This window comes from Paracoccus litorisediminis, from assembly GCF_009711205.1.
In the GTDB taxonomy this organism is placed as follows: Bacteria; Pseudomonadota; Alphaproteobacteria; order Rhodobacterales; family Rhodobacteraceae; genus Paracoccus; species Paracoccus litorisediminis.
In genome coordinates, this window is the sequence record NZ_WMIG01000019.1 from 13094 (window position 1) to 32906 (window position 19813).

14 protein-coding genes and 2 pseudogenes are annotated in these 19813 nt (G+C 61.7%); 5 read left to right on the plus strand and 11 right to left on the minus strand.

Features of this window, described 5'->3' with window-relative positions:
* Window positions 1–298: 298 nt before the first annotated feature.
* The 4 genes from GL300_RS20970 to GL300_RS20985 all read right to left on the minus strand — a co-directional run bounded on the left by GL300_RS20970 (window position 299) and on the right by GL300_RS20985 (window position 7566).
* Window positions 299–1687, minus strand: a complete 1389-nt coding sequence (locus tag GL300_RS20970) for a PAS domain S-box protein (RefSeq protein ID WP_155041647.1) — start codon at window positions 1685–1687, stop codon at window positions 299–301.
* Window positions 1688–1845: 158 nt separating this feature from the next.
* Entirely contained in the window at window positions 1846–3654 is a 1809-nt protein-coding gene (locus tag GL300_RS20975) for a response regulator (RefSeq protein WP_155041648.1), read from the minus strand.
* On the minus strand, window positions 3644–4507 hold the full coding sequence (locus GL300_RS20980) for a CheR family methyltransferase (protein ID WP_155041649.1): 864 nt from the start codon (window positions 4505–4507) through the stop codon (window positions 3644–3646). Before GL300_RS20980 ends, GL300_RS20975 begins: the two co-directional genes overlap by 11 nt.
* Entirely contained in the window at window positions 4504–7566 is a 3063-nt protein-coding gene (locus GL300_RS20985; protein WP_246195293.1) for a response regulator, read from the minus strand. The genes GL300_RS20980 and GL300_RS20985 overlap by 4 nt, the downstream gene beginning before the upstream one ends.
* Window positions 7567–8314: 748 nt before the next feature.
* Between GL300_RS20985 and GL300_RS20990 the strand changes: the two genes are divergently transcribed.
* The gene (locus GL300_RS20990) at window positions 8315–10648 is read left to right on the plus strand and encodes an AI-2E family transporter (RefSeq protein WP_170297760.1); all 2334 of its coding nucleotides are present in this window, start codon (window positions 8315–8317) and stop codon (window positions 10646–10648) included.
* Window positions 10649–11094: 446 nt separating this feature from the next.
* Here the strand turns inward: GL300_RS20990 and GL300_RS26850 are convergent.
* Window positions 11095–12022 (minus strand): annotated as a pseudogene (locus GL300_RS26850) (IS3 family transposase); the annotation flags it as partial.
* A gap of 121 nt (window positions 12023–12143) precedes the next feature.
* On the opposite strand from GL300_RS26850, the gene GL300_RS21000 reads away from it, so the two are divergent.
* Window positions 12144–13256, plus strand: coding sequence for an IS110 family RNA-guided transposase (locus GL300_RS21000; RefSeq protein WP_155041653.1), 1113 nt, complete (start codon window positions 12144–12146; stop codon window positions 13254–13256).
* A 279-nt stretch (window positions 13257–13535) separates the two neighbouring features.
* On the opposite strand, the pseudogene GL300_RS26855 reads toward GL300_RS21000, so the two are convergent.
* Window positions 13536–13785 (minus strand): annotated as a pseudogene (locus GL300_RS26855) (transposase); the annotation flags it as partial.
* Window positions 13786–13858: 73 nt separating this feature from the next.
* Window positions 13859–14005, minus strand: a complete 147-nt coding sequence (locus GL300_RS21010; protein ID WP_155041655.1) for a hypothetical protein — start codon at window positions 14003–14005, stop codon at window positions 13859–13861.
* A 228-nt stretch (window positions 14006–14233) separates the two neighbouring features.
* Between GL300_RS21010 and GL300_RS21015 the strand changes: the two genes are divergently transcribed.
* From GL300_RS21015 to GL300_RS21025, 3 genes are all read left to right on the plus strand, one after another.
* Window positions 14234–14929, plus strand: coding sequence for a Crp/Fnr family transcriptional regulator (locus GL300_RS21015; protein ID WP_155041656.1), 696 nt, complete (start codon window positions 14234–14236; stop codon window positions 14927–14929).
* A 103-nt stretch (window positions 14930–15032) separates the two neighbouring features.
* A complete protein-coding gene (locus tag GL300_RS21020) occupies window positions 15033–15476 on the plus strand; it encodes a pseudoazurin (RefSeq protein WP_155041657.1) in 444 nt (147 codons plus the stop codon).
* A gap of 101 nt (window positions 15477–15577) precedes the next feature.
* Window positions 15578–16294 carry a Crp/Fnr family transcriptional regulator gene (locus GL300_RS21025; protein ID WP_155041658.1) on the plus strand — a complete coding sequence of 239 codons (717 nt, stop codon included), beginning with the start codon at window positions 15578–15580 and terminating at the stop codon, window positions 16292–16294.
* Here GL300_RS21025 and GL300_RS21030 read toward each other — a convergent pair.
* The 4 genes from GL300_RS21030 to GL300_RS21045 are packed head-to-tail and all read right to left on the minus strand — an operon-like array spanning window position 16287 to window position 19812.
* Window positions 16287–16532 (minus strand): cytochrome C oxidase subunit IV family protein, encoded by a 246-nt coding sequence (locus tag GL300_RS21030; protein ID WP_155041659.1) that lies wholly within the window; start codon window positions 16530–16532, stop codon window positions 16287–16289. The two genes, GL300_RS21025 and GL300_RS21030, sit on opposite strands and share 8 nt — an antisense overlap.
* A 3-nt stretch (window positions 16533–16535) precedes the next feature.
* Window positions 16536–17072: a cytochrome c oxidase subunit 3 gene (locus GL300_RS21035; RefSeq protein WP_155041660.1), complete on the minus strand. Its 537-nt coding sequence runs from the start codon at window positions 17070–17072 to the stop codon at window positions 16536–16538.
* Window positions 17072–18994, minus strand: coding sequence for a nitric oxide reductase activation protein NorD (locus GL300_RS21040; RefSeq protein WP_155041661.1), 1923 nt, complete (start codon window positions 18992–18994; stop codon window positions 17072–17074). Before GL300_RS21040 ends, GL300_RS21035 begins: the two co-directional genes overlap by 1 nt.
* Window positions 18995–19008: 14 nt before the next feature.
* Window positions 19009–19812 (minus strand): CbbQ/NirQ/NorQ/GpvN family protein, encoded by an 804-nt coding sequence (locus GL300_RS21045; RefSeq protein ID WP_155041662.1) that lies wholly within the window; start codon window positions 19810–19812, stop codon window positions 19009–19011.
* Window position 19813: the final 1 nt, after the last annotated feature.

Genomic DNA, 19813 nt, shown 5'->3' on the forward strand with positions numbered 1-19813 from the left:
CCATCTCGCAAAATGGACGTCGCGATGGCAGATCGAGCGTTGCAACGGGCCTCAGCAGGTTTGGCGATTACTGTCGGCGGACCCTGCGACCCTGCTGCGGACGAACGATCGGTTCATTTTGCTCTCGCTGCCTTACAGGACTGGACGTTCGGCTCTTTCGACGTTGGCCCGTCCGCAATCATTGCTTGCGCGTTCTGCTCGATATAGTCGAGGACCGATTGGCCTTGCGCTTCAACCTTCTGTCTAGCGACGCAATGCCCGATCGAGAACGCCAAAAGGTGGATCTATCCGCCTGACGTCAATCCCAGCTCGCGTCTATCGGCGCACGGACAATGCACACGACACCTGTTTCCTCGTAGGTCAACTCCACCTCACCGTTCAATTCGGCGGCCAGGGCATCTTTGATCAGCAGCGATCCAAAGCCCCTTTTTGCCGGCACGCTCACGCGAGGCCCTCCCCTCTCTTCCCAGATCATCCGGAAATTCTCCCGCTCCGGGCAATGAACCCAACGGATCGAAATTTCCCCCGCTGGCGTGGAAAGCGCGCCATATTTTGCGGCATTCGTTGCAAGCTCATGCAGGGCCATCGACAAGGTCACAACTGAGCGTGGCGGCAGGCGCAATTCGGGACCATCGAAGCTGAAACGCTCCCGTCCAAATGCCTTGCTGACGCCGGCAACGACCGAATGCAATGTCGCGCCCTCCCAGCTTTGTTGCGTCAGCAAGGAATGGGCCTGAGACAAGGCGCGAAGGCGGTCTGAAAATGCCCGATATCTCTCCGGGTCGGCAGAGCCGAAACTCTGGTTTGCGATCACCTGGACCGTTGCCAGCACATTCTTGACCCGATGATGAAGCTCTCCAACAAGTATCTGCTGCAGGCGCTCCGATTTTTTCCGATCGGTGATATCGCGCGCAATCTTGGATGCCCCGATAACCTTGCCGTCCGTGTCATGAATCGGCGAGACAGTCAGCGATACGTCAATCAGCGTGCCGTCTCGACGCAAGCGCTGGGTCTCGTGCGTCTCAATCTGCTCGCCGTTCATGATTTGGGCCATGATCACGTCTTCTTCGTCAGGCCGATCGCTCGGGACGAGGACGGTCACCGGTTGCCCCAGGATTTCTTCCTTCCTGTAACCGTAAAGGGTCTCGGCACCCCGATTCCAGTCCGTTACCCGCTGATCGAGATCCATCCCCAAGATCGCATCGCTGGACGAGGACACAATGGCTGCGAGCCTCCGTTCGGCCTTCAGTGCCTCGACACGCTCGGTCGTCTCGGACACGATGCAAAGGACAGCGTGCACGTGGCCCAATTCATCCTGAATCGGTGAATATGAGATGTCGAAATGGACCTTCTCGATGAAGCCGTGACGATCGATCTCAAATGGCCTGTCTTTCGCCGAGACTGTTTCGCCGGTCGTTCGCACCCTCTCGAGCAGTGGCCCAAGATCCTGCCACAGCTCTGCCCAACCTTCGGATGCGGGCCGGCCCAAGGCATGCGGGTGCTTATCACCAATCGTTGGCGCATAAGCATCATTATATAACGCGATATAATCCTTGCCCGCGAAAATGACGATCTGCGCATCTGCAGGCAGCGCAAGGTTGACCGCAGCTTTCAGGCAGCCCGGCCAATTCTCTATCGGACCCAGCGCGCAATTGGAAAAATCCAGACCCGCAATAAGCTGTGCCATGTCACCACGCCTGCGATCTTGAGTCTTGGTCACATTCGGCTCCAGTGCGAAATCCCCGTTTTCTGAACGTAATACATGCTATAATCAATGAAAATCATCATAATATCGTGCTGTCATATGCTGACTTGCTGCCCCAAGATTTGATTGGCATTCTGCTGTCAGCGCCGGATCAATTCATGAATGACCGGCAGCAGAGCATCGGCGCGGAACGGCTTCTCGATGATCGGCGCATCCTGAAAGCCCTGTGGCAGGTGCTGGCGTCCGTAACCAGATACGAAGCAGAAGGGAATCTTGCGTCCCCGTAGCGCATTGGCGACCTCGTCCACGCGTTCGCCGGACAGGTTTCCGTCCAGCAGAGCCACGTCGATTTCGGCGGCGCGGATTGCTTCAAGTGCCTGTCCGATCGAACGCGCGATATCGACCTTGCCGGCCCCGGCGGCAGTCAACTCATACCTGATGTCCAATGCGACAAGCGGCTCGTCTTCGATCACCAGAACTCGCGAACCGTCGAGTTCGGGCCTACCACTCTCGATCTTGGCCGGTTCGATCAAACGCTCCTGATCGGGCTGGTTCGGCTGGGCGACGCCGACAGACAGGGTGATGGTCCAGATCACCCCCGAGGCGCTCCAATCTACCGAGACACCGTCATCCTCGCAACCTGCACTGGCTCGGATCAAGGTGGTGCCAAAGCCTGTGCGGGCCGGCGGATGCACCTCAGGACCGCCGCGTTCCTCCCATCTGAGCACGAGCAGTTCATCGTTGTAGGTCCATGTCAGACGGATCTCCCCGCCTGGAACCGAGAGTGCACCATACTTCGCGGCATTCGTTCCAAGCTCATGCAGGCTCAAGGCAAGGCGTAGGGCGTTCTCGGGGGTCAGCTGGACCGTCGGCCCCTTGCGCAGCAGCCGCGCGGCATCCAGGGTGCCGGCCCGGATCTGCTCGTCGATCAGCTGGTCAAGCGAGGCGCTGGACCATGTCATATCTGACAGGATGGAATGCGTGCGGGCCAAGGCCTGAAGTCGGCCGACAAAGCCCTGCTCGAACCCGGCCAGACTGTCGGCCTGCCGCAGGGTCTGGCGCGCAATGGCCTGGACATTGGCCAGCGTGTTCTTGATGCGGTGGTTCAGCTCTCCGATCAGGAGACTTCGAACCTCTTCGGCGCGACGGCGTTCGGTCACGTCCAGCAATTGCAGCGAGAGCGACAGATTACCGTCATTTAGATCGCACAATGTCGAGCCGAATACTTCGCAAGAGATAGTCTGGCCATCCGCCCGGCGGGCGTCGATTTCGGCGCTGTGGCGCTGCGCGCTGGTGCCGCCGTCTACCCAGGTCTGCAGAATCCCGGCAGCCTCGGCATCAAGCCAGCCGGATTGCGCTATCCGTTGACCTAGCATCGCCTCGGCGGACCGGCCGAACATCCTCTCGGCCCCCTTGGACCAACTGCGTAGGGTCAGGTTTCGGTCGCACTCGATCAGTGCCAGCGGCGAATTGTCTGCATGTGCCTTTAGGCGAGAGATCGCAATGTCGCGGTGATGAGCGAGGACGCGCATTTCATCGCGCTGACACTCCAGCTCGCGTGCCTGCTGGCCGATGCGGAAGAAGACAGCGGCCTTGGATCTCAGCACTACCGGGTCAAGCGGCTTGAAGATATAGTCGACTGCCCCAGCCTCATAGCCTCGGAAGTGGCGACGCTCATCGCGATCGGCGGCTGTCACGAAGATGATGGGAATGTTGCGGGTGCGTTCGGCCCCACGCATCAGTTCAGCCAGTTCGTAGCCATCGGTTTCCGGCATCTGCACGTCAAGGAAAGCCAGAGCGTAATCATTGACCAGCATCAACTCCAGTGCCTCGGCCGCAGACCCGGCGAAGTCGATCTGCAGCCCGTCACGCCGCAGCAAGGCTTCTAGCGCGACCATGTTTTCCCGGATGTCATCGACGACAAGGAACTTGATCTGACTATCGGGCATGGAACATCTCCTGCGATGCGGTGCGGCGCCAGATGCGCTCTTTTTCGTTGAAATCGGAATAGGCGGCGGCATGTTCGGAAAACCGCAGGGTCTCATGTGCTCCAAGGCCAAGGAAGCCGCCGCGGACCAAGGAATCCGCGAAAAGCCCAAGGACCCGGTTCTGTAGCGTGACGTCGAAATAGATCAGGACATTGCGGCATGAGATCAGATGGATCTCGGAGAATACCTCGTCGGTGGCCAGGTCATGCTCGCTGAACACGACCCGGCTTCGCAGGCTGCGGTCAAATACGGCGCGGCCATAGGCGGCCGTATAATGATCCGACAGCGAACCATGCCCACCCGCCAATTGGTAGTTGATCGAGAAGCCAGGCAGGCGGTCGATCTCGTAGACACCGGCCGAAGCCTTGGCCAGAGCACGTCGGTTGATTTCGGTGGCGTAGAAGATGGTGCTATCCAAAAGGCCTTCCTCGCGAAAGAGGATGGCCAGGGAGAGAAGCTCTTCGCCATTCGCGCAGCCTGCCACCCATACCTTGAGCGAGGAATAGGTGCGCAGATGCGGCACGACCTCTTCGCGCAGCGCGCGGTAATACGCCGGGTCGCGAAAGAGGTCGCTCACCTGAACGGTCATCGCGTCGATGACCTCGGGCAGGACGTCGGGCTCGTGCAGCAGACGTCGCTGCGCGTCGGAGAGAGTCTCGCAGCCCAGCCTTTCGCGCGCAACATTGGCCCGCCGCGCCAGAGAGGTTCGCGAATAGGAGCGGAAATCATAATGATACCTGCGGTGCAGTGCTTCCAGAAACAGATCCAACTCGATCTGCTCCAGCCGAGAGGTCTGGACGGGCAGGCTGATCATCGGGGCATCCACACACGTGCCAGCGATAGAAGCTTGCCGACCTCGATGGGCTTCGAGAGATAGTCGTTGGCCCCTGCGGCAAGGCATTGCGCCTGGTCATCCGCCATGGCCTTGGCCGTCAGCATGATGATCGGAAGCGCCCGCCACCGCTCGATCTTGCGGATCTCGCGGGTCGCGGTCAGCCCGTCCATCTCGGGCATCATCACATCCATCAGCACCAGATCCACTGGCGGAGCGTCGCCATCCGCGGCGCGGCCAAGCAAGTCAAGCGCCTCGCGGCCATTGCGTGCGATCTGCACATCGGCGCCATGCGGCTCGAAGATGCCGGTCAGGGCGTAGACGTTGCGGATGTCGTCCTCGACCACCAGGATGCGGCGGCCCTCAAGCAGGTTGTCGCGGCTGAGCGAGGCGGCCAGCATTTCACGCTGTCGGGGCGGCAGATCAGATACGACCTGATGCAGGAACAGGGTCACTTCGTCGATCAGGCGCTCGGGCGATTTAGCGCCCTTGATGATGATCGATTTGGAATAGCGTCGCAGACGCAATTCTTCGTTCTGGTCCAGCGCTCGGGCGGTATAGACAATTACCGGCGGGAATGAGGAATCTTCGTTGGCATGTAGCTGCTCCAGCAGAGAAAAGCCCGAGGCATCGGGCAGCGTCATGTCCAGCACGATACAATCGAAACTGGTGTCACGGCAGGCGGCCAGCGCCTCGGCAGCAGTGGCGGCACCGACCGTATCGACAAGGTCGTTTGCCAGAAGCGCCTTGAGGCCCTCAAGCTGGGCCGGGTCGTCCTCTACGATCAGCACCTTGCGCATAGGCCGTTCGGTCTGGTTGCCCAGACGTTGAATCATCTCTGACAGGGCCTGGCGCTCGACCGGCTTCACCAGATAGCTGACCGCGCCTTGCGCCAGCGCCTCGCGGGTGAAGTCATTTGCCGAAACGACGTGGACCGGGATATGCCGGGTCGCAACATCGCGCTTGAGTCGGTCCAGAACCGACAGGCCAGTATGATCGGGTAGGCCCATATCCAGAACGATGCCTTCCGGAAGGTAGCGCCGCGCCGCCCGGACCGCGTCATCGGCCGTGCCCACGACAACCGAGCGGAAATCAAGCTCACGCACCAGGTCCTGAATCAGACGGGCAAAGGGCGTGTCGTCCTCGACCACAAGAATCACCCGGTCTCCAGGCTGAATCGCGTCGCGATCGTCCATTAGATCATCCAACGTACCCAATTCGATCGCTGGGGCTTTCGGCTCGGGGGGCAGATTGGTCGGGGCGCGCGGCAGGGCCGGAACCACGGTTTCTCTCGCATCGATATTGCGCGGCAGGCTAAGCGTGAAGGTGCTGCCGCGCCCGGGCTGGCTTTCCACCGTGATCTGCCCGCCCAGCAGGTCGGCCAATTCGCGCGAGATCGACAGGCCCAACCCCGTCCCGCCATATTTGCGCGAGATGGTGCCATCGGCCTGACGAAAGGCCTCGAAAATGCTGTCCTGTTCGGATTTCGCAATGCCGATGCCGGTATCCTGGACCGAGAAAGCCACGCCCTCGCCCGTCTGGACCGCACGTATCGTCACCCGCCCCCGCTCGGTGAATTTCAGTGCGTTCGAGAGGAAGTTGCGCATGACCTGGTCCAGCCGCGCCGGATCGGTGCGGATATCGCCCATGTCCGGTGTAACCTCTGCCTGCAATTCCAGCCCCTTGCTGCGGGCCTGAACCTCGAATTTACGCATCAGGCGCCCGACGACACCACCGGGGGCCACCGCCTCGGGCGAGACGTCCAGCTTGCCCGCTTCGATCTTCGCAAGGTCGAGAATGTCGTTGATGAGCGCCAGAAGATCGTGCCCCGAGCCTTCGATCGTCTCGGCCCAGCGGATCTGCTCGTCGCTCAGGTTGCGGCTGCGGTTATCGGCAAGCAGCCGCGCCATGATCAGCAGCGCGTTCAGGGGCGTGCGCAGTTCGTGGGACATGTTGGCCACGAACTCCGACTTGTATCGGCTTTCGCGCGCCAATTTCTCGGCCTGTTCCAGCAATTGACGGCGCGACTGCGCAAGCACGTCGCGCTGCTCTTCCAGCTGTTGGGTCTGACCCTCCAGTTGCGCGTTCTGCTGCTCCAACTCGGCCTGCTGGGCCGACAAGCGCCGTTCGCTTTCCTGGAGCTGGCGGGTCTGCTCTTCCAGCTCTTCGTTGGTGGCCGCCAACTCGTCGGTATGGCTGCGCAGTTCCTCGGCCTGACGTCGGGTTTCTTCCAGCAATTCGCGCAGGTTCTCGCGGTAATGGGCCGAGCGGATCGCAATGCCAACCTTGTCGCCAATACGCTCCAGCAGCGTCGAACCCTCAGGTGTGAGCGCCGCATCCAGCCCGAATTCCATCACGCCATTGGCGTGGGTCCCGTCCTGGAGCGGCAGGATCACCGAATGGGCCGCGCGCCCCCTCAGCAGCGCCGAGCCCCAGCCAAGCGCATTTTCGGCCGAGGTTTGGAACGAGAGGATGCCATTTTCCCGCACCGCGCGCCACAGATGCCCGTCACCCTTTCCGACACTCTGTGCAAGCCCCCCCTCATCCGTGCCCCAAGCCGCAATCCGTCGCAGAACGTCTCCTTCGCGAACATAGGCTACAGCTGCGCGCGCACCCAATGCTTCTGCGAGAATGCGCAAGGCATTGTCGCCCAGCGTTTCCAGATCCAGCTCTCCCTGAATGGCGCGCGAGGTCTCGACTTCGTAGCGCTGCACCCATTGCCCGTGCGACATCGCAAGTCGGCTGCGGATCAGAAAGCTCCCGACACCGCCCAGAAGGATCAAAACGACCGAGGCAAGCGTCCTGTTGATGATCGCAATATGCGGCTCAACGCCGCTATTGGCCAATCCGAACCCAATAGCGATCAGGATCGTCAGCATGACTGCAGTAATGGGCGGAAGCAGTGGCCGCGTCGAAATGTAGGAGATCACCAACGGAATCAGGTAGATCAGCCAAATGGCTGTCCCGAGGGGGAAAATTGAGTCGAGGAAGAACACCAGGCCCGAAATACCGGCAATCAGGGCCAGGATCAGGAACTCCAAGGGTGAGTGCTCCGGCGAACGCGCTTTTACGGTAAAAAAGTCATAAAAGCTCAATTCGCATTCCCTTTTGTCATCCTGTGCGGCCGGAACGAACGCATGGCAGTCTCCGGTGTTCCTGATCAAGAAAAATAACTTTGCCAGGCCCATCAGTCGGCCCACATTTCGCTGCATCGACTGTCTGGCAACCTGTGACGTTGGGCCAAGGCCCTGTTGTCATCGTCACTCAGCTAGCGCCTTTAGCGACGACGTCTTTATCTAACGCGCCACAGGGGTCGCCGTCCGTCGTCGAATGATTTGGAACAGGCGGCCTGATTTTGGACGAGAGAGTCTTAGCACACCGGCTTGGAATTATGCCGCCTGTCCTCGCTGAGCAAGCCGGCGAGGACGATTCGGATCTTTTCCTCGGCCGAATGGACCTTTCGCGACGCACGGCGAACATCTCTCACCGTGCGATCGGCGGCGACTTTCTGATAAACGGGCTTCTTACTAACCCTCGCTCCTTGAAAGCTACGATGCGCAAGAAATCCTCCCGTCATCAACCAAATCTGTCCCAAAGGCCGACGTCGGGCGCGTGGAAATCAATCAACCAACATACCCGCCCAGTCCAGAAGGACGTTCTCCAGCCCCGACTAGGTAGTCCATAAATCCTGTCACGAGTTGGCCGATCCGCACGGCTATTTCCGCACTCCGAACTTAATGTCTGAAAGAACGTTGGATGGGGTGTGGCGGCACATTGAGGGGCGCAGTGATGGAAGATCCGTTTGGCGCTGTCCCAAGACCGGACATCGTGCGAGTCGCAGCATGGTTGCTTGTCACGGCCCTGATACTTGCGGGCCTCTATCTCGGTCGCGAGGTGCTTATCCCGCTGGCAGTCGCCTTCCTCATCAGCTTTGCGCTAAGCCCTCTGGTCGTTTGGCTGGGGCGTCGGGGACTGCCGCGCATTCCCTCGGTCATTCTCGTCATGGCCGCAGTGGTAAGCATCTTCCTGTCGCTGGGCTTTCTTGTCGGGTCGCAGGTTCGTCTACTGGCGGTTCAGCTTCCGATGTATCAAAGCACTGTCCGGGCCAAGATCGACCACCTTGGCGAAAGCATGAAGGGTCCGGGCATTTTCGACGGGGCGATGGACATGATCGACACCGTGCAGAAGGAGGTGGAGAAGGCCGTCGCCCAGAATGAGGAAGGCATGCCCCAGACCCGCGTGCAGGTCGTTCCAACACCAGAATCGCCCTTTCATACTGCAATTGCTTGGCTGCTGCCGGTACTGACGCCAGCCGCTACGGCGGGTATCGTGCTGATCTTTGTCTTCCTGGCGCTTCTTGACAGGGGAGATCTTCGCGACCGTTTGATACGCATTCTGGGCGGAAGCCTCCATCGCTCGACTGATGCGATGGAGGAGGCCAGCAGCCGCATTTCGAAGTATCTGCTGATGCAACTGGTCGTAAATATGACCTACGCAATCCCGATGGCTTTGGGACTGTGGCTGATCGGGGTTCCGGGCTGGGTCCTCTGGGGCACCCTCGCCGCGGTGATGCGCTTTATTCCCTATCTCGGGCCGATGCTTTCCGCACTGTTTCCCATCACACTTGCATTTGCGGTCGATCCGGGATGGAACATGGTCTTGCTGACGGTCGCGTTGATCGTCGTCCTTGAACTTGTCAGCAGCAATATTGTGGAACCTGTTCTCTATGGAACCAGTACTGGTCTTTCGACTCTTTCGTTAATCGCGGCTGCGACTTTCTGGACTGCGCTCTGGGGGCCGGTCGGACTGGTTCTGTCGACTCCACTCACGGTCTGTCTTTTGGTGATTGGGAGGAACTTGCCGCAGCTGCAATTTCTAGACACACTTCTCGGCTCGACCCCGGTCCTCGACGTGCCGACCCGGATTTATCAGCGCCTGATCGCCGACGATCCCGAGGAAGCCATTGAGATCGCGAGTAATGCCATCAACGACAATTCGGTGCCAGAGTTCTACAACCTCTACGGGGTCGAGGTACTTCGTCAGGCCAGCCACGACTTTCTGACTCACGCCCGCGCTGAGCATCGGCTTCGCGTTGTGAGCGGCATGGATGTGATACTCGATGATCTGCGCGACGAATATCCTGCGCCGGAATTGTCGAGTGGCCTACCACGGGTTGCATGCATCGGCGGCAAGTGGGAAACGGACAACGTTGCTTGCGAGATGCTGGTCCATGCACTTGCATTTCACGACATCTTTGCCGTCCAGCGCCCAGCGGGCGTCCTGACCGCCCGCTATCTTGACAAGCTGGACCTCAGCGGGATCGAGATCGTCTGTCTGAGCTATTTCAGCCGCGAGCCAGAGCGGTCTGCCAGTGCCTTCTGCCGACGGCTGCATCATCGCTGGCCTCGTCTTCGGATCGTACTGGCCCTGTGGAATCCCCCTAAAAATTTCGCGGATTCCGAGGTTTATTCCAGAGTGGGTGCGGACGCTGTGGTCGCCTCAATGGATGAGGCCGTGCAGCGGATCGAGCAATTGTTGTCACCAGAAGTCGCCCGCCAACGCAAGATTGCGCCTCGCCCGGAAAATGACGTGGACCGGGTCGCGACACTTCGCAAGACCGGGGTACTGGACGGCCATGCCCGCGAAGAGCTGGACGCACTAGCCGCCCGAGCCGCCGAGGTGTTTGATGTCGAATTCGCCGTCATTACAGCAATCGATGCAGAGCAGGAACTCATCATTGGCCAAAGCATCGAACTACCCGGGGACATAAGCCGGGAGGGCAGCGAGATGATCACACATTCACGCGTCGACGCGGTCTGTGATCACGTCGTGTCGAGCGACGAAACTCTGGTGATCCGCGATGCGCAGCGCGATCCGCGCTTTGCCGACAATCCAGTCATCGGCCTGTGGAAGACGCGCTTCTATGCTGGTGCGCCACTACGTACATCGGAGGGTATGGTGCTGGGGGCACTCTGTTTGCTCGATACCAGCCCCCGCGAACTTACGGACAATGAGGTAGAGTTGCTCAACGAGTTCGCGGCAGATGTCATGCATACAATTACTGCATATCAGCCATCACTGCCTGAGACTCTGGATGAAGGCTCAATACCAACGCGTTCCTGATTGAACACGCCGCGTTCGCTACCGGCCACCCCTCAGGGTGGCGGCCCGAGGCTGACGCGTTAGCACACGGAAAAGCGGCCCTGATGCGCGTTTTTTCGCGTCGAAAGAAATCCTCGGAGCGTTTATCGGAAATCACCGTGCCGAAAAGCATCGCTGATACCATAACTCAATTTCCGAATCATACCCCAATAAAATTGGTCTATTCGGATCTTATCCGCATAAAAGTACCAAATTTCGGTCACCCTTGGCAGCACAGGGCACTCCGCTCAAGGCGATAGCGCGCACGACCAGCCTCTCGCGCCAGACCATCCGAAAGATCGTGCGCGGCAGTTCGATGTAGCGCCGTACAAGCGACTTAAGGCTGATGCGATAGGCGGCTTCTACAGAGGTGGTCCGGGAATTTGGACCAGATTGCCGCTCAGCTAAGCTTCAGCATGGGTTTCATGTCAGGCGGCGGCTTTCAGGTGGTGGTCGGGGGTATCATAGGCCTCGTCTGGCGTCAGCAACCCATGCGATGAGTGCGGGCGTTTTTCATTGTAATAGCTGATCCAGGCACCGATCCCCTTGCGGGCTTCCGAGCCGGTCTCGAAGGCGTTCAGATAGACGCATTCGTATTTGAGCGACGGCCACAGTCTTTCGATCATCCGGTTGTCTATCCAGCGCCCACGACCGTCCATCGAGATCTGCACCTTGGCGTCCACCAGCACCTCGGTGAATTCGGTGCTGGTGAATTGCGAACCCTGGTCGCTGTTGAAGATCTCAGGCGTTCCATATCGGGCCAGGGCCTCCTTCAATGCCTCGACGCAAAAGCCCGCATCCATGGAATTTGACAGCCGCCAGCTCAGCACCTTGCGGCTGTGCCAGTCCATGACGGCGACCAGATACAGGAACCCACGGCGCATGGGGATGTAACTGATGTCAGTTTACCAGTCCTGATTGGGGCGGCTGATGGCTAAATCTTTCACGAGATAGGGATAGATCTTGTGCGCGGGGGTGCTCTTTGCTGGTCTTCGGCTCCTGATAAGTCGGCGGTGAGGAGGTTTAGAAAACAGTCCGGGGGACTGTTTTCCCGACGCGCATCAGCCTCATCAGCCGACGGGCCCGATGCCGCCCACATTGATGCCGCGCTCGTTGCATATGGCGGGCCATTTGCCGTGACCCATACCATGGCGTCTCGAGAAATTGCCGGTCGATGATGTCCATGAATTTCAGGTTGTCGGCGCTTTCACCGCGCGGTTGGCAATAAAGGCCAGAGCGCGCCAGCGACAGCAGACTGCACTGCCGCCGGACGCTGAGATCTGGATGATCCTGTTTCACCGCTTTTTGCCTCCAGTGCCGAGAATGAGACTGGAGGCTGCCGACATCGAAGCAGCGACCGTGGCCCCGGTGGGGCCGCGTAAGACCGCATGTCTTTTTCACCGGCCCGACCCTGACGGATCAGTCTTTATTCTGATCGCGGGGCGGCGGGTGCCGTCCGTTTGCGATGGAGGAAGACATGCGCAACGCTCATGGAACGATCTACGTCGGAATTGATGTGTCGAAGGACAAGCTTGCGGTCGCGATCGCGGGTGGAGAGCGTGGGGATGAGGTGCTGAGTCTGGGCACGTTCGAGAATACCCCTGCCGCCGTCGACAAGCTGCTGAAGAAGCTTGCCGGCAGTGGCGATATCTTGGCCTGCTACGAGGCAGGCCCGACGGGCTACGGCCTTTACCGGCAAATACGCGCGTCCGGCTGCAGTTGCTGCGTGGTCGCGCCGTCCTTAATCCCGGTCAGGGCTGGGGAGCGGGTCAAGACTGATCGACTTGATGCCCTGCGTCTTGCGCGCCTTCTGCGCGCCGGAGAGTTGACCCCCGTTTGGGTCCCCGACGAGACGCACGAGGCGATGCGCGATCTGGTCCGCGCCCGGGAAAGCGCCGCGGAGGATCAACGTCACAAGCGCCAGCTCGTGTCTGCCTTCGTGCTGCGCCACGGGCGGATCTACCCACGGACCAAACCATGGACGATGCGATATCGGCGCTGGCTGCAGACCCTGGCCTTCGATCACCCTGCGCACCAGATTGCGCTTCAGGAGATGCTGCAGGCGGAACGCAATGCCTCGGAGCGGCTGGAGCGACTGACCAAGCATATCGAGGCCCTGGTGCCAGAATGGAACCTCGCACCAGCAGGAAATGCGCTCCAGGCGCTGCGGGGCGTCGCCTTGATCAGCGCCGTCACCTTCATGGCCGAAATCGGCGATGTGCGGCGGTTCGAGACACCGGTGAAGCTGATGGCCTATCTCGGGCTCGTGCCGAGCGAATACTCGACCGGCAAGACGACAAGGCGCGGCGGCATTACCCGGGCGGGCAATGCCCGTGTGCGCCACAAATTGATCGAGGGCGCGTGGACCTATCGTCTGCAGGCGCGACGGGGCGAGAGGAAGCTCTATATCCTCAAGGAACAATCGCCAGAGGTTCAGGACATTGCGTGGAAAGCGCAATCCCGCCTGACGGCCAGATATCGCAAGCTTAGCCAGCGCGGCAAGAAATCGACCGTCGTCACCGCGGCAATCGCGCGGGAGATGGCTGCGTTCATGTGGGACATCGCGCGCCGCACCATGCCCGCGCGCTGATCTGGCGCCCAAAGCGCCCAATGGCGGGCGCGAGGTCGATGGCAGGGGAGTATCCGACAGTCGCTTTGTGGCCAGCTTCGCGCTGACGCCCGTTGTAAGACAGGAATAGCCCCGAGACGCACAATCGGTCCTGCGGTATCCAGCCCGCGCATCAGAGCTTGTTCACCGACGTCTTCAGACCTCGTGCCCACCTTTGGGCGTCCAGAGCACGACGAACGCCCCGGCGTTCCAAATCGCATGGCGCGACCCTTGAAAAAAGACATCAGAGCGCTGCGAAGCATCCCGCTCGATGACAAGCTGGCCGATCTTGGCATGCAGCTTCTCGACCTCACCCGCAGAGATCTGCGGCGCAGCGGGCGAGGCGCCGCCAAAGGCCGCGGCCATATTCTTGATCGCGGTGCGTTTCCATCCCGAGATCATCGTCGGATGGATATCGTTGAACGGTTCGCTCGGACCGATGGCGCTCGCCGTTCAACTTCTTGGCCAACTCGGCCGTCGTCAGCTCCTCGCAGATGGCTTCCAGAGCCACCTTCGCCTTGAAATCTGCAGAATAGCGCTAGCGTTTCGTCATTTCGGGTCGTTTCCTCCTCAGGTGCTGAAGCTTAGCGACTGGTCCGAAATCCCGCGACCACCTCTGTCCCGGCCGGTTGCGGCATTCCCGCGACATGCAGGGCCAGAACAAGGCTCAATCCGGCCAGCGAGATTCTCAGAAGCAGGGTCTTGCGGCACTCTGTCCGGGTCAGTTGCACGGGCCATACCTCGTCGCCGAAGCGCCTGTCGCGCTCACATCCATCCCCAGGATGCCTGCCGCGTCGAGCCGGATCAGCCCGCATGCGGTCCAAAGGCCGCGCTTGGGGGGCGGTTGGGTGGGCGCGAGCTGAAGGCCGATTTTGTCGCAGCCGGATGGTGACGGAATGACTTGCCATCCTAAGAGTTTCCTGCCCCAAAAAGGAAAGACGGAGAGCGGGGTGCGCGACATGGCGATCGAACTTTCACTTGTCCACGACTTGCCCCTGTTTCGGCATCTGTCATCCCGGACGCTGGCGCAACTGCTGACGCGCGCGACATTGGCGCGCGTGCCAAGGGGTAGCGTCATCTTCGAGCAGGGGACCACGGCGACCTCGTTCTACCTGCTGCTGGAAGGTAGGCTGAAGGTCATACAGGTCACGAAAGACGGCCAGCAAGTGATGGTTCGCGTCGTCCATCCCGGTGACCTTTTCGGCTTCGCGCAGGCATTGGCGCGCCCCGATTATCCCGGCACGGCCCGCGCGGCGGTCGATTCCGTCGTGGTCTGCTGGCCGATGTCGGATTGGGACGCGGTGATCGAGACCAACCCGCGCCTTGCGATCAATACAGTCCAGACCATCGGTCAGCGCCTTGATGAGGCGCATACCCGCCTGCGCGAGTTGTCCACCCAGCAGGTCGAGCGCCGCGTCGCCCATGCGATCCTGCGGCTGGCCGAGAAAGCCGGCCGGGTCCAACGGGACTGCGGCATCATGATCGACTTTCCGATCACGCGGCAGGACATCGCCGAGATGACGGGCACGACCCTGCACACCGTCTCGCGCCTTATGTCGGCATGGGAGGGTCAGGGGCTGGTCAAGGGGGGCCGCCAGAAGCTGACGGTCCTCGACGTCGAAAGGCTCCGTCGCGTCGCCGACCCGGAAACCTGATTATTTTTCCCGGTTGTTTGATCTTGCTCAAACAAGCCCGCGCGTGAACAGGCTAGGCGAGGGGCGGCGGGGCCGAAGCGGCCCCTGAATAGGAGAATACATCATGAAACCTCTGTCCCTTCTCGCGCTCGCGCTCGCGCTTCTTGCAGCCGGCCTCGCTTCGACCGCGAACGCCGCCGAGCATGAGGTTCGCCTGCTCAACAAGGGCAAAGCCGGAGCAATGGTCTTTGAGCCGGGTTACGTCAAAGCCGCGCCGGGCGACGTGATCCATTTCGTTCCAACCGACAAAAGCCATAATGTCGAGGCGATCAAGGACATGCTTCCCGACGGAGTCGAGGTCTTCAAAAGCAAGATCAACGAGGGCTATGACCTGACGGTGACCGAGCCGGGTCTTTATGGGGTCAAGTGCACCCCGCATGCCGGCATGGGCATGGTCGCGCTGGTGCAGGTCGGCGACGCGCCGGCCAATCTGGAAGCCGTCAAGACCGGCAAGCTGCCCAAGAAGGCCCGCGAGCGCATGGATGCCGCATTGGCGCAGGTCCAATAAGCGATCCGCCAATCCGGCAAACGGCAGGGGCGGCATGTGCGCCGCCCTGCCTTGACCCAAGGTCCAGGCCCGGACCCGGAAACCTGAAAGGTCAGTCCTTCATGTCCTCCAGACTTGCCCCTGACCATCGCAGGATTGCCTGCCAGTCCCGGCTGATCTCGGCCATGCCCGAGGAGTTGCGCGACACGCTTCTGGCATCGGCCCATCTCGCGCATCTGCGGCGCGGCGAGACGATCTTCCACCACGGAGACACGGCACATGCGATCCACATCGTCGCCGATGGCTGGGTCAAACTGTATCGCATCGCGCCAAACGGGACCGAGGCGGTGGTGGGCGTGATGACCCGCGGCCAAAGCTTCGGCGAGCCGATCGCCCTGCGGCGCGGATCCTATCCCGTCACGGCCGAGGCCACCACGGCCTGTCAGGTGATCGCGATCCCGGCGCAGGCATTTCTGGACATCCTGCACGCCCATCCCGAAATCGCGACCGCGATCCTGTCGGCCACCTTCCTGCACCTTCAGGGGCTGATCGAGCAGATCGAGCAGCTCAAGGCGCTGTCCGGCGCGCAGCGGGTGGCCGAGTTCCTCCTAGAGCTTTGCCCCGAAGGCGTCGAAAGCGCCACCGTGGTCCTGCCCTATGACAAGATCCTGATCGCGGGCCGTCTGGGCATGAAGCCAGAAAGCCTCAGCCGCGCCTTTGCCCGCCTGCGCGATCATGGCGTGCGGATCACGCATTCCAGCGCCGCGATCGCCTCGGTCAGGAACTTGCGCGACATTGCCCATGCCGATGCGGTCGGCGCGCTGAGCCGCGCTATCTGATCAGCGCGGCGTTCAGCCCCCAAAGCAGCCCGAGCCAGATCCCCAAGGGAACCGTCGCCGCAGCCAGCCAGCCCGCGGCCCCTCGCAGATGCAGGAAGCCGCCAAGGATCGCTCTGGCCTTGAAGAAGGCCAGAGCCAGTAATCCGACCGCGACCGGCCTTCCGTCAAAGGCGGACAGCGCCAGGGTCATGGCGATCAAGGCGATCAGCGTCAGCCAGTTGCGGGTCAGCCTGTCCATGTCCTACCCCAGAAGATAGATCGGCGGCAGGATCAACACCCAGACCAGATCGACCATATGCCAGAACATCGCGCCCGCCTGAACCGGCTCGGGCCGCGCCCGCAACGCGACAAGGCCAAGCACGACCACACCCGCCAGAACATGCGCGGCATGAAAGCCGGTCAGCAGGAAGTAGAAGGTGAAAAAGGGATGGGTCTCGATGCCGATGCCCGCGCCGATCTCACGGGCATATTCAACCCACTTGACCAGCAGGAAAAGCAGCCCGCCAAGCGCCGCCAGCGCAAGGCCCAGCCGGGCAGAGCGGCGCTGACCTGCCGCCGAGTCCCGCTCGGCCCGCGCCGCGAACAGACCCGAGGTGACAAGGATCACGGTGTTCAGCGCCGCCATCCTTCCGTCGAGCAGGTCTTGCGCCGAGGCGAAACCCGAGGCATCGGTAAAGCGCATCGCCATCATCGCGGTGGTCCCGGCGGCAAAGATCAGCAGTTCCGAGGCGATCAGAATCCACAGGAGCAACTCGCCGGGCAGGTCGTCGATACGCATCACAGCACCAGCTGTCGATAGATCTCGGGCAAGGCCGAGATCAGCCTGTCGGGATCGCGGATGACCGAAAAGCCGCCCTGCCCGAAGATGCGCGGAAACCACGCCTGCGCGTCGCGGTCGATGGTGATGCCATAGACGGAATGGCCCGCGCGACGCGCCTCGCGCACGGCCTTGGCGCTGTCCTCGATGCCGTGGCGGCCCTCGTAATGGTCCAGATCATTGGGCTTGCCATCGGTGATGACGATCAGCAAGCGCCGCGAACGCGCCTGTTTCGCCAATCCGGCCGAGGCATGGCGGATCGCCGCGCCAAGCCGGGTGTAGAAACCGGGTTGCAAGGCATGGATGCGCGCCTCGATCCCCGATCCCATCGGCTCGTCGAAGCTTTTGCAATCATGCAGCCAGACCCGGTCCCGCTTGAGCGAGGAGAACCCCTGAATGGCGAAGCGGTCGCCACAGGCATCCAAGCCCCAAGCCAGCGCGGTCAGCGCCTCGCGCTCGATCTCGATCACCGGGCGACCCGTCACCGCGCTTTCCGTCGAGCGCGAGACATCCAGCAGGATCGAGACCGCAAGGTCGCGGTTCTCGGGTCGTGCCTGCTGCCAGATCCGGTCCGAGCCGCGCCCGGTCGCGCGCAGATCGGCGCGCGAGCGCAGTGCGGCGTCGAGATCGACCTCGTCCCCATCAGGCTGGGCGCGCCGGATCTGGCGGGCGGGGCGCAATGCCTCGAACTGGCGGCGCACGGCCTCGATCCGGCGACGGCTGGCGGGGTCGGAAATGCCCTGAAACAGTGGGTCCGGCGTGACCGGCGCGGCTAGAACGCGGCAATGGTCGGGCAGCCAGACCCCGCCCCGCGCGTCCCATTCTGGATAGGTAAAGATCCCCGCCAGCCGCTCGCGGTCCACATCCTCGGGCGCAAGGTCCAGATGCAGTTTCAGCTTGGTCGCCGGGGCCTTGGAAAGGTGGCCGAGGACCAGTTCGTCATGGTCCTCGGCGGCTTTCTTGGCATTGTCCAGATCGTCATCCTCGACGCGGCGGTTGATGTTCATGAACTCAGCCCATGAAAGCATGGCCTCGAACTTGTAAAGGATGATGCTATCCTTGCGCCCGGCCTGATCGGCGGCCATCCGGCGGGCTTTGCGCGCGGTGCTGTCGCCCGCCTCCTCGGGCGTGCCGGTCGAGGGAAGGCTGGCCACCTCGGTCGGCGCGGAACTGGCCGCCACCCGCAGATCCGGCCAAAGCGGCACGGGCAGCATGGGCCGGTATCCTTTGGGGGCGCGCCAATGGGCGGGCGGATCGGCAAAGCCCGCCAGCAGCCCCGCATTGGGCATCGCGGGATCGTCAAGCAGGTGACGCACAAGCCGCTCGATTTGGGCCTCGGTTCCTTTCAGGCGGGGGCGGTCGCGTTCGGCAAGATGCGCCGCGCAAAGCCTGTGCCACATCGGGCGCAGACCGGGCGCGGCGTCCAGCGTCGCTTTGGTCATGGCAAGCCCCACGCGGATCGCGGCCAGATCGGCGCGCAGGGGATCGGCCTCGATTGGCTGCGGCGCCGCATGGGCCGCCGATGCAGCAAGCCACAGGTAAAGCGCCTCATTGTCGTCGCGCCGGGGAAACATCGCCAGCTCGGCGGGCAGGCGCAGGGCCATGCCGTCGAAACTGGCGCACGGCAGGGTGTCGGCGTGAACGGCAAGCCTCCTGCGCCACGAGACGCGATGGCGACCGGCCTCATCCGCCACGGGTTTCAGCTCGATATCGGGCGCACCGCCAAGGCCGCGAAACAGCACCGCGATCCGGCCCCGCATCTCGTCGCAGCGAATGGCGGCATCGGGATAGCGGCGCGGCGGGTCCATGCGCGAGGCAAGCATGTGCCACAGCTTGCCAACGGTTTCCTCGGGCTCCCAAGGGGCGATCTCGATATGGCCCATGCTTGTTCCCTGCCCTAGCCCGTCACCGCGACGACGACATCCATCAGGCCCTTACGGATTTCCGGGTCGTCGGTCAGCGGCTCGATCATCGCGGCGCGGATGGCGCGGTGGAAATCCATGCCATTCGCGATCAGCGTCGCGGCATAGACCACAAGGCGGGTCGAGACCCCCTCTTCCAGATCCTGCCCCTTGAGCGCGCGCAGCTTGCCCCCCAGCCGCACCAGCAGCGCGGCTTGTTCCGGCCCAAGGCCGCTTTCCTGCGCGACCACCGGGATTTCCTGCGCGGGCTTGGGAAAGGTGAACTCGACCGACAGGAAACGCTGCCGGGTCGAGGGTTTCAGCGTTTTCAGGATGTTCTGATAGCCGGGGTTATAGCTCGCGACCAGCATGAAGCCGGGGGCGGCCTGCAATTCCTCGCCGGTGCGGTCGATCGGCAACATGCGGCGATCATCGGTCAGCGGGTGCAGAACCACGGCCACGTCCTTGCGGGCCTCGACCACCTCATCGAGATAGCAGATCGCGCCCTCGCGCACGGCGCGGGTCAGCGGCCCGTCCATCCAGACCGTCTCGCCGCCTTTCAAAAGGTAACGCCCGATCAGATCCGCGGCTGACAGATCGTCATGGCAGGCCACGGTGTAAAGCGGGCGGTTAAGCCGGGCCGCCATATGCGCCACGAAACGGGTCTTGCCGCAGCCGGTCGGTCCTTTCAGCAGCAAGGGCAGGTTGGCGTGATAGGCCGCCGCAAAGACCTGGCATTCATCGCCTTGTGCCAGATAGTAGGGGGCTTGCGCCCCCTGCGTTGGGAACCGTCCGTCCATG

What these genes read in the sequence shown, in the direction of transcription:
- GL300_RS21030 (WP_155041659.1), bottom strand. Translation starts at nt 16,532, where the DNA reads ATGGACAGGCTGACCCGCAACTGGCTGACGCTGATCGCCTTGATCGCC.
- GL300_RS21015 (WP_155041656.1), top strand. Translation starts at nt 14,234, where the DNA reads ATGGCGATCGAACTTTCACTTGTCCACGACTTGCCCCTGTTTCGGCAT.
- GL300_RS21035 (WP_155041660.1), bottom strand. Translation starts at nt 17,072, where the DNA reads ATGCGTATCGACGACCTGCCCGGCGAGTTGCTCCTGTGGATTCTGATC.
- GL300_RS21040 (WP_155041661.1), bottom strand. Translation starts at nt 18,994, where the DNA reads ATGGGCCATATCGAGATCGCCCCTTGGGAGCCCGAGGAAACCGTTGGC.
- GL300_RS21025 (WP_155041658.1), top strand. Translation starts at nt 15,578, where the DNA reads ATGTCCTCCAGACTTGCCCCTGACCATCGCAGGATTGCCTGCCAGTCC.
- GL300_RS21045 (WP_155041662.1), bottom strand. Translation starts at nt 19,812, where the DNA reads ATGGACGGACGGTTCCCAACGCAGGGGGCGCAAGCCCCCTACTATCTG.
- GL300_RS20975 (WP_155041648.1), bottom strand. Translation starts at nt 3,654, where the DNA reads ATGCCCGATAGTCAGATCAAGTTCCTTGTCGTCGATGACATCCGGGAA.
- GL300_RS20990 (WP_170297760.1), top strand. Translation starts at nt 8,315, where the DNA reads ATGGAAGATCCGTTTGGCGCTGTCCCAAGACCGGACATCGTGCGAGTC.
- GL300_RS21020 (WP_155041657.1), top strand. Translation starts at nt 15,033, where the DNA reads ATGAAACCTCTGTCCCTTCTCGCGCTCGCGCTCGCGCTTCTTGCAGCC.
- GL300_RS20970 (WP_155041647.1), bottom strand. Translation starts at nt 1,687, where the DNA reads ATGGCACAGCTTATTGCGGGTCTGGATTTTTCCAATTGCGCGCTGGGT.
- GL300_RS21000 (WP_155041653.1), top strand. Translation starts at nt 12,144, where the DNA reads ATGCGCAACGCTCATGGAACGATCTACGTCGGAATTGATGTGTCGAAG.
- GL300_RS20980 (WP_155041649.1), bottom strand. Translation starts at nt 4,507, where the DNA reads ATGATCAGCCTGCCCGTCCAGACCTCTCGGCTGGAGCAGATCGAGTTG.